General features: G+C 64.9%; 13 protein-coding genes. 2 read left to right on the top strand and 11 right to left on the bottom strand.

Going from position 1 to position 13,480, the window contains the following annotated elements; all coding sequences use genetic code 11:
• Position 1 precedes the first annotated feature (1 nt).
• From NKH49_RS17275 to NKH49_RS17235, 9 genes are all read right to left on the bottom strand, one after another.
• Positions 2-898 carry a branched-chain amino acid ABC transporter permease gene (locus tag NKH49_RS17275; protein WP_352926901.1) on the bottom strand — a complete coding sequence of 299 codons (897 nt, stop codon included), beginning with the start codon at positions 896-898 and terminating at the stop codon, positions 2-4.
• Entirely contained in the window at positions 895-1,623 is a 729-nt protein-coding gene (locus NKH49_RS17270; RefSeq protein WP_502893727.1) for an ABC transporter ATP-binding protein, read from the bottom strand. The genes NKH49_RS17275 and NKH49_RS17270 overlap by 4 nt, the downstream gene beginning before the upstream one ends.
• The gene (locus tag NKH49_RS17265) at positions 1,604-2,341 is read right to left on the bottom strand and encodes an ABC transporter ATP-binding protein (protein WP_352926898.1); all 738 of its coding nucleotides are present in this window, start codon (positions 2,339-2,341) and stop codon (positions 1,604-1,606) included. The genes NKH49_RS17270 and NKH49_RS17265 overlap by 20 nt, the downstream gene beginning before the upstream one ends.
• Positions 2,342-2,481: 140 nt before the next feature.
• Positions 2,482-3,690, bottom strand: a complete 1,209-nt coding sequence (locus NKH49_RS17260; protein ID WP_352926896.1) for an amino acid ABC transporter substrate-binding protein — start codon at positions 3,688-3,690, stop codon at positions 2,482-2,484.
• 55 nt (positions 3,691-3,745) lie between these two features.
• Entirely contained in the window at positions 3,746-4,135 is a 390-nt protein-coding gene (locus NKH49_RS17255) for a nuclear transport factor 2 family protein (protein WP_352469655.1), read from the bottom strand.
• Positions 4,136-4,152: 17 nt separating this feature from the next.
• Positions 4,153-4,947, bottom strand: coding sequence for a MoaF C-terminal domain-containing protein (locus NKH49_RS17250; protein WP_352539273.1), 795 nt, complete (start codon positions 4,945-4,947; stop codon positions 4,153-4,155).
• 13 nt (positions 4,948-4,960) lie between these two features.
• A complete protein-coding gene (locus tag NKH49_RS17245) occupies positions 4,961-5,749 on the bottom strand; it encodes an SDR family NAD(P)-dependent oxidoreductase (protein ID WP_352469653.1) in 789 nt (262 codons plus the stop codon).
• A 175-nt stretch (positions 5,750-5,924) separates the two neighbouring features.
• Positions 5,925-6,506 carry a YceI family protein gene (locus NKH49_RS17240; RefSeq protein ID WP_352539477.1) on the bottom strand — a complete coding sequence of 194 codons (582 nt, stop codon included), beginning with the start codon at positions 6,504-6,506 and terminating at the stop codon, positions 5,925-5,927.
• A 41-nt stretch (positions 6,507-6,547) separates the two neighbouring features.
• Positions 6,548-7,441, bottom strand: a complete 894-nt coding sequence (locus NKH49_RS17235) for a hypothetical protein (RefSeq protein WP_352926894.1) — start codon at positions 7,439-7,441, stop codon at positions 6,548-6,550.
• A gap of 209 nt (positions 7,442-7,650) precedes the next feature.
• On the opposite strand from NKH49_RS17235, the gene NKH49_RS17230 reads away from it, so the two are divergent.
• Positions 7,651-9,153 (top strand): aldehyde dehydrogenase family protein, encoded by a 1,503-nt coding sequence (locus NKH49_RS17230; protein WP_352767506.1) that lies wholly within the window; start codon positions 7,651-7,653, stop codon positions 9,151-9,153.
• Positions 9,154-9,157: 4 nt separating this feature from the next.
• Positions 9,158-10,747 (top strand): GMC family oxidoreductase, encoded by a 1,590-nt coding sequence (locus NKH49_RS17225; protein ID WP_352926892.1) that lies wholly within the window; start codon positions 9,158-9,160, stop codon positions 10,745-10,747.
• A gap of 10 nt (positions 10,748-10,757) precedes the next feature.
• On the opposite strand, the gene NKH49_RS17220 is transcribed toward NKH49_RS17225, so the two are convergent.
• On the bottom strand, positions 10,758-12,248 hold the full coding sequence (locus NKH49_RS17220) for an aldehyde dehydrogenase (protein ID WP_352836767.1): 1,491 nt from the start codon (positions 12,246-12,248) through the stop codon (positions 10,758-10,760).
• Positions 12,245-13,438 carry a cytochrome P450 gene (locus NKH49_RS17215; RefSeq protein WP_352685378.1) on the bottom strand — a complete coding sequence of 398 codons (1,194 nt, stop codon included), beginning with the start codon at positions 13,436-13,438 and terminating at the stop codon, positions 12,245-12,247. The genes NKH49_RS17220 and NKH49_RS17215 overlap by 4 nt, the downstream gene beginning before the upstream one ends.
• Positions 13,439-13,480 lie beyond the last annotated feature (42 nt).

Below are 13,480 nucleotides of genomic sequence, written 5' to 3'. Positions count from 1 at the left end.
CTCAAGCCTTCTTGTAGGGCCGGCTGAACAGGCCTTCCGGCTTGAACATCAGCACCGCCAGGAACACGCCGTAGGCGATGGCGTTGGTCCAGCCGCCCGAGATGAAATACTGCACATAGGCTTCGATCAGGCCGAGGATGATGCCGCCGGCAAGTGCGCCCGCGACATTGCCGATCCCGCCCAGCGCCAGCGCCACCAGCGCCTTGAGGCTGAAGATGAAGCCGGCGAACGGGTTGAACGGGAAAGTCGTCGCCACCGCGACGCCGGCCGCTCCGGCGAGTCCGATGCCGATCGCGAAGGCGACGGCGTTGACGCGGTGCGGGCTGATGCCCATCAGCGTCGCCGCCTCCATGTCCTCGGAGGCCGCGCGCACCGCCTTACCAACCAATGTCTTGCGCAGGAATAGCACCACCAGGCCGGTACCGGCGAGCGCAATCACGAAGCCCATCGAGCGGGTGAAGGAGGTGCGCACGCCCAAAATCTCGATGCCGCTCGCCGTGTAGGAGGTGACGATGGCCGCGGTGTTGCCGCCCCAGATAACCGTCATCAGGTTCTGGATCAGGAACATCAGACCGACCGCGATCAAGAGTGAGATGTTGCGGTCCTCCGCTGCCGCCGCGCGGCGAAACAGGCCTTGGTAGACCAGCCAGCCGACGACGAGCCCGACGGGCACGACGATCAGCAGCGACGCGAAAGGGTCGAGGCCGACGCCGTAGAACAGCGCCCGTACGAAATAGGCGGACAGGATGATCATCGCGCCCTGCGCCAGAAAGATCAGCCGCATGGTGCCGAAGATGAGGCTGAGGCCCACCGCCGCAACGCCGTACATGGCGCCGCCCAGCGCGCCGTTGAGCGACAGCTGCAGCAGGATTTCGGGAGGCGGAATGTTCTGCATCATTGCACCTCCAAGACGCCCATATAGGCCTTCTGGATTTCGGGATCGGCGATGAGCTCGGCACCAGTGCCTTGCATGGCAAGCTCGCCGGTTTTCAGCACGAAGGCATAGTCGGCGACCTTCAGTGCCTGATGGATGTTCTGCTCGACCAGGAGGATGGTGACGCCCTGCTTGTGCAAGGTCTCGATCAGCGCGAACATCTGCTGCACCACGATCGGGCTGAGCCCCAGCGACGGCTCATCGAGGATGAGCAGCGACGGGTCCGACATGGTGGCGCGCGCGATCGCCAGCATCTGCTGCTCGCCGCCGGAGAGCGAACCGGCCTTCTGCCCTGCCCGCTCCTTTAGCCGCGGAAACAGCGTGTAGGCTTTCTCCAGCGACTGCTTGAAGCGCTTCCGCACCTTGGGTTGGAAGGCGCCGAGCTCGAGGTTTTCCAGCACGGTCATCTGCCGGAACAGGCCGCGCCCTTCCGGTACATGCGCGATGCCCATCGCCGCGATCTCCTCCGGCGCCTTGCCGGCCAGCGGCGCGCCGGAGAGGAAGATCTCGCCGCGCTTCGGCTTCAGCAGACCGGAGATGGTCTTCAGCAGCGTCGTCTTGCCCGCGCCGTTGGCGCCGACAATGGCGACGATGCTGCCGGCGTCGACGTGGATCGACACGCCCCACAGCGCTCCGACGTCGCCATAGGCGACTTCCAGATTGGTGACGTCAAGCAGCCGGTTCGCCAAGATAGGCCTCTATCACTTTGCGGTTGGCGACGATCTCGCGCGGCGTGCCGTCGGCGATCTTCTCGCCATGGTCCAGCACGATCACCCGGCTGCATACCTTCATGATGGCATCGACCTTGTGCTCTACCCACAGGATCGAGGCCCCCTTGTCTGTGCGCACGCGGCGGATGACATCGACCGTGCGCTGGATCTCGGTCGGGTTCAGCCCCGCCATCGGTTCGTCCAGCAACAGCAGCCCCGGGCTGGAGGCAACGGCTCGCGCGATCTCCAGCAGCCGCCGGTCGGACAACGTCATATGCGCGGTGCGGACATCGCGCTTGGCGGTCAACCCGACCAGTTCAAGTGCCTCCTCGGCGGCTGCCGTCGCATGCTTGACGCGGCCGCCCGAGCCATAGACGGCACCTACCATGATGTTCTCGAAGGCCGTCATGGTCAGGAACGTGCGCACCAGCTGGAAGGTGCGGGCAATGCCGAGCCGGCAGATGCGATGCGGGGCCGTGCCGGTGATGTCCTCGCCACGGAAGCGGATACGGCCCTGGGTTGGGGTGAAGAGCGCGGTAATTACGTTGAACAGTGTCGACTTGCCGGCGCCGTTGGGACCGATCAGCCCGATCAGCTCATTGGCTCCGACGGCGATGTCGATGTTGTTGAGCACGACAAGCCCGCCGAACCGCTTCTGGATCGCCTCGAGGCGAAGCAAGGTTTCGTCAGGCTGCATCGTGTGTTTCCGTTTCTCGAGGGGAAGCTATCCGCGCAATCTATCGAGGTCAGCGCCGCCCTCATCGCCCTGCCGGCCTTCTCCCCGAGTAGGACGGGGAGAAGGGCAGGCGGCAACGTCGGAGCCCGTGCCCTCGCCGCTCAGCGCTTGTCCCAGGCCGGCGCCGGCTTGTAGGTCCAGTTGCCATTCGGGAAGATCAGCTGGTGCTTGCCTTGCCACCATTGCGTGGCAACGCTGGGGATCAGCGCAAAGCCGGTCTGGTCGAATTTGAGATCGCCGACGACGGTGTCCTTGAATTCCTGGTTGAAGACCGCGTCATGCAGCGCGGCGGCATCGGTGGTTCCCGCCTTTTCGATCGCCTGCGCCAGCACCTGCGCATTAGCGTAGAAGGCGCCGACTGTGACGGAGTCCTTCTTGAATTCGGCCTCGTAGCGATCGCCGAGTTCCTTGGCGCCGCGATAGGGATAGCTCGACGACCAGAAACCGTCGGTCATGATGTAGTCCGAATCCGCTCCGAGCGCTTCGTGGAACTCGCCCGTCCAGGTGCCCTTCCAGCCATGCAGATAAGGCACGGAGAAGCCGAGCTCCTTCATCTGGCGCAGCAGCGTCACCGTGTCGGCCGGCGAGCCGAACACCAGCATGGCGTCGACATTGGCGGCCTTGAGCTTGGTGATCAGCGCCGAATAGTCGGTGGCCCCGATCGCCCAGGGATCGTCGACCGCGAAAGTGTAGCCATATTTCTTGGCCGCCGCCTCGAAGGCGCCGCCAAAGCCCTTGCCGTCGGGCGAATCCTCGGTGACAAGTGCCGGGTTCTTCGGCTTCTCATTGGCCGGCAGCTTGTTCCAGATCTCGAATGGCACCTCGGCGCCCGGCCCCGGGTGGAAGAAGAAGAGGGCCGAGTATTTGAGCTTCAACGGCTGCCACTCGAACGGGAACGCCGTCGTGATCATGTAGAACTTCTTGTATTTCTCGGCGACGATGGCACCGGCGATGTTCATCGGCCCGGAATGGGTCGATAGCAGCGCGTCGACCTTCTGCACCTTGATGAGGTTTTCCAGCGCCGAGGCGACCTTGCTTTCCGAGCTTTCGTCGTCGGCGACGACGAGGCGCACCGGCAGCTTCTTGCCGGCCGACTTGAGCATGATGCCGCCGGCCTTGTTGATGTCGGCCACCGCTTGCTCATAGGCCCATTTCTGCTCCTTGCCGTCGCCGGCCAGCGGCCCGGTCAAGGAGATCGGAGCGCCGATGACGATCTCGTCGCCGGCGGCATTCGCGACCCCTGTGCCGCCGGCCGCAAGTGCGGTCGACAGCACCAGGCCCGCCAGCATTGCCTTCAGATTGTTTCCCATTGCATCCTCCCAGGTTGTTTCATCGGCCGGACGCATCGGCGCCCGCCCGCATGCCTCAGACCGTCGCTGCCGCGACCAGCCTGGTATCGGTGAACTGCTCGAAACTCACGGCTTTACCGTCGTCCATCTCCCAGACATGGACGACGCGCGCCGACATTTGCTTGCCGGTCTTCCTGTAGGTGCCCGAATAGGTGCCGATGCCGACGATGGTGGCGCCGCCGTCGACCAGTCTTTCGAGCTTCAGCGTGTAGCCGTCCCACTCCTCGCCGATGCGCTTGAAGACCCCCGCTATGATGGCGTCGGGGCCGACATAGGTGCCGGCATAGGGGAAGCCCGCCATTTCGGTCCAGGCGGTGCGGCTGGTGATTGGCGCCATCATCGCAGATAGGTCCTTGGCATCGGAACCGGCGTAATGGGCCTTGATCGCTTCGTAGTTCTTGTTCATCGCGTTCTCCCGCGCGGTCAGACCGGCGCCTTGCCTTCGTCGTAGACGGTTCTGGATTTCTTCTCGATGTGAGCGCCGGCCGGCTTGTTCTCGACCTTGCCCAGGCTGGTCACGCCGAGGAATTTCCCGGTCGAGCGCATGACGTCCCAATTGTAGAAGAACAGCGAGGCGACCGGGATGATGAACTCGCGGAAGCCGAACACATATTGGTTGTCGGCAAACTTCCAGGTGGTCGCCAGGTCGACGTCGCCATGGCCACGCTGGATGCCGACGAGGTTCTGCCAGGCATAGCGCTCGGAGCTCAGATAAATGTGCTCGTAGACGTGGTTGGGGCTGTATGTGTAGTGCGCGGTGAGCCCGATCAGGTCCCGGGTCGGCGCCGGTTTGATGCCGGTCGGCGCCACGCTGAGGTCGCCGAGCACGCCGGCCGACCAGGTCTGCGCGACGCGCGGCTCGCCGGGCGCTTCGCCTGCTTCACGCACCCGTTCGCGCACCGACAGCACGCGGCGCGTGCTGGTGTTGACGATGTAGGCCTCATCCTCGGTCGGCCGGCCGGCGAAAGTCATGTTGATGAAGAACACGTTGGCGGCGACTTCGAGCGCCTCGTACCAGTCCGCGCCGGCCTCGCTGCCCTCGCTCCACGCCACCGTGTCGGGCGACGTGAAGGCAAGGTCGATTGTGCGCCCCGTGTCGAGCGTGATCTTGAAGGTCTGGCCGCGCAACGCTGATGTCGTCGCCAGCCGGTTGGTGGCGATGCCGGCGGCGAAATCGTCGAAATGCTTCCAGTCCGCCGGCCTGTTCTGGTCGTTCATCGCACTCTCCCAATCAATCGACAAAAGCTAATGTCGGCAGGTCGACGACGGTGGCGCCGCCATCGACGGTCAGGATCGAACCGTTCATCATGGCCGCCTCGCTCGAAGCGACGAAGCAGACGACGTTGGAAACCTCTTCCGGTGTCGCCGGCCGGCCGAGCGGGACGTCCCTGGTCACCAGCCGGTAGGCATCGTCGATCGAGCCAAGTCCGTGCTTCTCGACGATCACCGCCATCTGTTCGTCGGCCATGTCGGTCGAGACCCAACCCGGGCAGATGATGTTGGTGCGCACGCCCTTGCGGCCATAGTCGCGCGCCAGCGATTTGCCGAAGCCGATGCAGGCATGCTTCATGGTGACGTAGCCGGCGGCGTCCGGGCCGGCAAACAGGCCGGCGATCGAGGCAACGACGACGATGTTGCCCTTCCGCGCGATCAGGTCCGGCAGGCATTCGCGGGCGCAGACGAAAGCGGTGTCAAGATTGGTGCGCGTCGCCAGGCTCCAGGTTTCGTCGCTCATCGAAATCGTCGGGCCGACACCATGGCCGCCGGCATTGGCGACGAGGATGTCGACCGGTCCGATTTTTTCATGCACTTCGGCAAGCGCCGCACGCACCGCCTTCGGATCGGCGGCATCGCCCTGCACCACCAGACCGCCAATATCCTTGGTCACAGCTTCCAGCGGCTCGCGCCGCCGGCCCATCAGGACCACCTTGGCGCCGTCGGCCGCCATGCGCCTGGCCACCGCCGCGCCGATCCCGGTGCCGCCGCCGGTAATGAAAGCCGTCTTTCCCGAAAATCGCATTGTTCCATCCCGATTGGTAAGCGCGCCGGCTATGTGCCGATCTTCACTGGGAATAATGCGGCACCGGCCAATCTGCGTCTTGTCCGAGCGAGAACTTTGTTTTGACTGAGTGCGCACTTTGCGCCCTGTCCGATGAAGTGCCGCGCGACCTTGCGCGCGGCACTCGCTCGCCGGATTACTTTTTCACCGCTTCCAAATCCATGACGATGTCGACATCCGGTCCAAGGCCGAAGCCGGCCGCGGCCTTGGCCATCGGGAAGTCGGCCGTACTGACCTTGCCTGTGGCGCTGAACGCCGCCTTGGTCAGCGTCGCATCCCACGGCGCCGGCGCCTCGTTGATCAGCGTCACGTCGAGGGTGATCTCTTTGGACACACCGCTGATGGTGAGATTGCCGGTGACCTTGCCGGTCTTGTCGCTGACCTTCTCTACCTTGGTGCTTTCGAAGGAGATCGCCGGGAATTCGGCGGCGTTGAAGAAGTCGGGGCCTTTCAAATCGCTGTCGCGCTGGTCATAGGCGGTGTGCACCGAGCCGACATCGATCTCGGCCTTGACGCTGCTTTTCGATGGATCGGCCTTGTCCATCACGATGGCGCCCTTCACCGCATCGAACTGGCCATGCGCGATGCCGTAGATGCCGTGTTTTATGGTGAAGGTGATCCAGGCGTGCTGGCCGTCGATCTCGTAAGTGTCGGCATGTGCTGCCGATGCGAATGCGCACACCGAGGCAAAGGCCAACGCGGCCGTCAGTTTTCTCATCGTCACGTAACTCTCCCCATTGTTGGTTGTCGTTCTTTGGCTCAGGAAAAGCCGAGGGCGGCTCCATGCGGCGCCCATAGGATCGCCGTCAGGATGGCCAATATCGCCGGTGTGGCGATCAGCAGACCGGCAATCGGCGGCCGCAACGGCCGGACGCCGGGAACAAGGCCCCGCAGCGGACCGGGCATCAGCATGGCCACGATCAGCGGCAAGGATGAAAGCACCAGCGCGACCGGATTAGCCTTCGGCGCCAGCAGCGCGACCTGGATCTGCACGGTGGCTGCGGCGTAGATAAGCAGCAGTTCAGTGCCCTTGCTCCAGGCAACGGCGGAGCCTCCGCGCAGCACTGTGATGTACTGGACAAGACACCAGCCGCCGGCGAGCGCGGCAAGCGATCCCAGCAATTGCCCGGTGACGATCGAGGCGCCAAGCACCGAGACGATGGCGCCGGCCAGGCAAAAAGCGAGCATCGCCGCCGGCACCAGGAACGGCGCTTCGGCGGACGACGATGGCGAGGACCGCGCCGACAGCAGCATCGCGGCGCCGACGATCGCCAACAGGCCGGCGATGAGGGCGGCGACCATCTGCAGGTCGAGTGAACCGCCGGCCAGGCGGCGCCAGCCAAGCCACAGCAAGGCTACCGCAAGCGCGGCGGCGACAAGCTTGCCCGCAACGGCAGCGCTCAACAGGCGTTCGGGCAACAGGCCCACGACGATGCCGCCAGAGGCGAGATAGATCAGCTTCTGGCTGGCGGCGACCGGCGGCACCACAGGCGGCCCGAGCGTGTCCCAATAGAAGAACAAAATCAAAGCGGCCCACAGCAGAGAAAGCACTGATCCCGGCAGTGCGACCCTTGCCAACAGCGCCATCACCGTGCCGAGCGCGAGTGGCAGCGCAGCAGTGGTGACCATCGGATTGCCCAGCAACGCACTCAATCGTCGACACCTCTTTGACAACCGGGAAGCCTGCGCAAAACACGCTGCTCGATGCGACTTTGGTCTAGGCCAGTCGACTGCGGGGCGTCTTGTCCAAGCGGGAACTTTGTTTTGACTGAGCGTGCACTGGCACCATCAGCCGCTTGAAGCCAGCCGACACGCTCCATAACCCTGATGCAACGTGTTCACCAGCAATCGAGGAGGATGGCGTGAACGAGAGAACCGTGCCGCCGATCAGCACTGCTGCCGCCGCTTTCCTGGCGCGTCCGCACCGGCCCTTCATCAATGGACGCTTTGTTGACGGCTTGGCGGGAAATGGCCTCGCTGTCGATGATTCCGCCTCCGGCGAGATCGTCGCGCATGTGCCCGAGAGCGGTCCCGAACTGGTCGACCAGGCGGTGCGTGCTGCGCGTGCAGCCCTTGAAGGCCCGTGGGCCTCAATGCGGCCGGTCGACCGCCAGAACCTGATGCTGAAGCTCGCCGACGCCATCGAGGCCGATGCCGATCTCTTGGCCGAGATCGAAAGCATCGAGAACGGCAAGTCGCTAGGTGTCGCCCGCATGCTTAGCGCCGGCGGCAGCGTCGACTGGCTGCGCTATTATGCCGGGTGGGCGACCAAGATCGAGGGCTCGACCTTCCAGGTGTCCATTCCGGTGCCGCCTGGCGCCAGGCATCAAGCGATGACCATAATGGAACCGGTCGGCGTCGTCGGCGCCATCGTGCCGTGGAATTTCCCGTTGCTGATCGGCATGTGGAAGATCGCGCCGGCGCTCGCCTGCGGCTGCACCGTGGTGTTGAAGCCGCCGCAGGAGACGCCGCTCGGCCTGCTCAGGCTCGCAGAACTGATCAAGGCGTCAGGCTTCCCGCCCGGCGTCATCAACATCGTGACCGGCAGCGGCAGCGTCACCGGCGAGGCGCTGATCCGTCATCCCGGCATCGACAAATTGACCTTCACCGGTTCGACGGAAGTGGGAAAACGCGTCGGCCACGCGGCCGTCGACCATGTCGCCCGCTTCACGCTGGAGCTCGGGTCGAAATCGCCGATGATCCTGCTTGCCGACATGGAAGAGGGCATTGAGCCCCTGGTCGCCGGGCTCGGCATGTTTTTCAACCAGGGCCAGGTCTGCACCTCGGCCTCGCGGCTGCTGATCGAAAAGTCTATCTACGAACGCACGCTGGCGCGGCTGGCCGAGATCGCCGATGGCATGACACTGGGCGCCGGCCGCGATGCCGAAGCCCAGATCAACCCACTGGTCTCGGCCAAGCATCGAAGGAGCGTCGAGGGCTTTGTCGAGCGCGGCCTGGCGGCCGGCGGCGAACGTGTCAGCGGTGCGCGGCCGGTGCCGGCCAGGGGCCACTATGTCGCGCCGACCATCCTGCACAATATCAGGCCCGACATGGAGATCGCGCGTGAGGAGGTGTTCGGTCCGGTGGTGGCGGCGATGCCTGTCGCCGATCTCGACGAGGCGATCCATATCGCCAACGACACGCGCTATGGCCTGTCGGCCTCGATCTGGACCCGCGACATGGGCAAGGCGATGACCGCCGTCCACGGCCTCAAGGCCGGCACGGTGTGGGTCAATTCGCATAACACGCTGGACCCTGCGGCACCCTTCGGCGGCTTCAAGCAGTCCGGCATCGGCCGCGAACACGGCCGCGCGGCGATCGACGGCTATCTCGAGACCAAGACCGTCATCATGCGCTACGCCTGACGCCATGAACGCTGCGTACGACTACATCATCGCCGGCGCCGGCTCGGCCGGCTGCACGCTGGCCAACCGCTTGGTCAATACCGGCAAGCGCGTGTTGATCGTCGAAGCCGGGCCGGCCGACAATTCGCGCTTCATCGACATGCCCGCCACCTTCGCCAAGGTGATCGGCACGGCGCGCAGCTGGATCTACGAATCCGATCCCGAACCCAGCGTCGGCGGCCGCCGGCTACCGGTGCCGCAGGGCCGCACGCTGGGCGGCGGGTCGTCGATCAATGCCATGCTCTATGTCAGGGGCCAGCCGCAGGACTATGATGACTGGCGCGACCTTGGCTGTCCCGGCTGGGGCTGGGACGAGGTGCTGCCGGTGTTCAGGCGGCTGGAGCGCAACGAGCGGCTGGCCGGCGATCGCCACGGCACCACCGGACCGCTGCCCGTCTCCGATCCCCGCCATCGCCATCCGCTGTCTCTGGCCTATGTCAGGGCCGCGCAACAGGCCGGCTATCCCTTCAATGACGACTTCAACGGGGACAGGCAGGAAGGCGTCGGCTTTTACCAGACGACGACCGCGAATGGCGAAAGACAATCGGCGGCAAAGGTGTTCCTGAAGCCGTTGGCAGGCAATGCCAACCTCACCGTCGTCACCGATGCGCTTGTCACCGGCGTGACATTGGAAAACGGTGCGGCAAGCGGCCTCGCCTACACCACATCGGACGGACAGACCCATGCAGCGACGGCGGAAGCCGAAGTGATCCTCACATCAGGCGCGCTGGCGACGCCGAAGCTGATGATGCTGTCGGGACTGGGGCCAGCCGAACATCTGACCGCGCTGGGCATTCCCGTCATCCGCGACATGCCCGCGGTCGGCCGCGACCTGCAGGATCACGTCGCGGCTCCCGTCTATGCGCTGACGCGCCAGCCGATCTCGCTGCTTGGTGAGGACCGTGGCCTGCGGGCGCTGCGCCACGGCCTGCAGTACCTCATGTTCCGCACCGGCCTGCTCACCTCGAATGTGGTCGAGAGCGGCGGCTTCTTCGACGCCGATGGCGATGGCCGTCCCGATATCCAGTTCCACGTCCTGCCGGTGATGATCGAGAGCGCCGAACACGGCTCGATCGAGCGGCACGGCATGGAGATCAATCCTTGTGTGCTCAGGCCGAAGTCGCGCGGCACGGTCAGGCTGCGCTCGCGCGATGCGGCCGATCCGATCCGCTTCACCACCGGCTTCCTGTCCGATCCGGACGATCTCGCCTTGCTGCTGGCCGGCATGAAGATCGCCCGCACCATCCTGCGCCAGCCGGCGCTGCAGGCCATGGTGGCGGAGGAGCTTTCGCCGGGCGCGGCCGCGGATCTTCCTGACCAGGCGATCGTCGGCCACATCCTCGAACACGCCAAGACGGTCTACCACCCATCGGGAACCTGCCGGATGGGCAATGACGACAGTGCCGTGGTCGATCCGCGGTTGCGCGTCCGCGGCGTGCCGCGCCTGCGGATCTGCGATGCCTCGGTCATGCCCAGGCTCATCAGTGGCAACACCAACGCGCCGGTGATCATGATCGCCGACCGCTGTGCCGATTTCATCCTCGGCAGCGCTTAGCGAGAAACGGTCAGCCGAGAGAAATCCAGGCCGTTTTGAGATCGGTGTATTTGTCCAGCGCATGCATCGACTTGTCGCGACCGAAGCCGGACTGCTTGACGCCGCCGAGCGGCACGGTGATGTCGGCGCCGCCATAGGTGTTGACGTGGACGACGCCGGCATTGATGTTGCGCACCATACGATGCGCCGTGGAGAGGTTGGCGGTCCACACCGCCGAGGCAAGGCCATAAACCGTCGAATTGGCAAGCCGCACCGCCTCTTCCTCGGTCTCGAAGCGCATCACGCCGAGCACCGGCCCAAACACCTCCTCGCGGGCGAGTTGCATCTCTTGCGTCACGTTCTCGAAGATCGTCGGCGCCATGTAGCTGCCGCCGGTTTCGGCCAGGATCCGTCCGCCGCCGGTGACCAGACGGGCGCCTTCAGCTGTCGCCCGTTCGACGAAGCCGAGATTCTTGTCCAGCTGCTCGGCGCTTGATACCGCACCGACGTCGCTCGTCAGATTGAGCGGATCGCCGACCTTCAGCCGCGTGGTCGCTGCGAGGAGCTCGTCCATGAAGCGGTCGTAGACCGACGCCTGGACGAGCAGGCGCGAGCCGGCAACGCAGACCTGGCCGGAATTGCGAAAAATGCCGTTGGCCGAGACGATTGCGGCCTGTTTCAGGTCCGGGGCGTCGGCAAAGACGATGTTGGGCGACTTGCCGCCGAGTTCGAGGAAGACGCGCTTCAGATTGGAACGCGCCGCATACTCAAGCAGATGCCGGCCGACCGGCCCCGAGCCGGTGAAGGCTATGGCGTCGACATCCATGTGCAGGCCGAGCGCCTCGCCGGCAACCGCGCCACGGCCGGTAACGACGTTAAACACACCGGCGTGAAGCCCGGCTTCGGCAGCGAGCTCAGCCAGCCGCAGAAGCGTCAGCGAAGCGACCTCGGGCGGCTTGACGACGATGGAATTGCCGGCAGCCAGCGCCGGCGCGATCTTCCAGGCGCCGATCATCAATGGGAAATTCCAGGGTACGATGACGCCGACAACGCCGAGCGGCTCCTTGTGGATCAGCCCGAGCACATTCTCGGCCGTCGGCGCGATCTCGCCATAGACCTTGTCGATAGCCTCCGCGTAGTAGCGGATGGTGCCCGCGGCCGATAACGGCTCGGCCTTGTAGGCCATGCCGATCTCGGTGCCGTTGTCGCGGACGCCAAGCACCGCCAGTTCATCGACATGCTTTTCGACCAGCTCGGCTAACTTCGTCAGAATCTTCTTGCGGAAGGCGGGGGCGGCGCGCGACCACGAGCCCTTCTCAAACGCCTTGCGCGCCGACGCCACGGCGCGATCGACATCGACGGCGTTGGCGTCGGCGATGCTGGCGAACGGGCGGCCATCGATCGGCGAGATCACGGGCAGCGTGGCGCCACTTGCACCTGCGGTCTGCGCACCATCGATGAAGAGGTTTCGCACGCCGACCTCGGCCTTGCGCAACGTGTCGATGGTGTTCTGGTTGATCATTGCGTACCGGCTCCGAAGGCGACATGCAGGGTGGTTGGCGCGCGAAATTCCCAGCCCCGGAACACCGGTTCCTTGCCTGGCACCAGCCGCAGATCCGGAAACCGTTCCAGCAGAAGCCTTACCGCGAGGCACATCTGCTCGCGCGCAAAAAACCGACCCGAACAGAAGTGATGGCCAAAGCCGAAGGCAGCGTGGTTGCCTTCATCACGAAGGATGTCGAAACGGTCGGGATCGGAGAACCGGATTTCGTCGCGGCTGGCCGAGGAGACGAGCGCGGCGACTGGCGCGCCCGCCGGGATGGTCACGCCGCCGAGCTCGACCGCGCGCGTCGTCTGGCGCGTCTGCGTGCCGATCGGCGCGACCCATCGCAGACCCTCGTCGACCGCCTTCGGCACCAAGGTTTCCAGATCGTCCAGCACCTGCCGCATCTGCTCGGGATGCGAAAGCAGGCCGGCAAGTATGGAGCCGGCGCCATGGCCGGGCTCCTGCATGCCGCCGAGCAGGATGACCTTGATGCTCGGCATCACGAAGTCGATGGCGCGGGTCGCACCCTGCGGCATGCCGTCATGCAGTATGTGCGACAGGGCGGAGTCGTCAGGCGCGTGGACAAGCCTCTCCAGCGTCGGCAGGATGGCGGCGCCAACCTCGGCGCTGATCGCATCGGCGATTTCCTGGCGCTTCGGATCGTTCTCGAAATTGATGGCGCCCTGGGCAAGGCCATAGAACCAGCGCCGCAAGGTCGGCATGTCGATGTCGGCCAGCCCGAGCGAGCGCGCCAGGCTGAGCGTCGACACCGGCTCGAAATACTCGGCCATCAGTTCCGCCGCACCCTGCTCGGCGATCCGGTCGAGATAGGCTCCGGCGATCGAGCGCACGAGATCCCCGGCATAGGAAGCGACGGTGCGCGGCCGGTATTTCGGGTCGACGCCCTGGCGCAGATCCTTGTGGACGTCTCCGTCGGTGGTCAGGATGGTCGGCTTGCCGAAGGAGCGTTCGACCGGGGATGTCCCGACAACCGCGGAGAAGATGTCGGGCGACTTCGCGACCGTTTCGACATCCTTCCAGCGGGTGACGAACCAGAGGTTGACCGCCGGCACGAAAGCGACCGGCGCGTTGCGCCTCAGTTCAGCATAGATCGGATACGGATCGGCTTCCAGCGCCTCAACGGTGATGCTCTCGGCAAAGCTCAACGCCGCTACTCCCCTAGGGTGAAGAAGGGGGCGGCGTCATGC

The organism is Mesorhizobium sp. M1088, assembly GCF_040318575.1.
Classification (GTDB): Bacteria; Pseudomonadota; Alphaproteobacteria; order Rhizobiales; family Rhizobiaceae; genus Mesorhizobium.
This window is presented reverse-complemented; position numbering and strand designations above follow the sequence as displayed.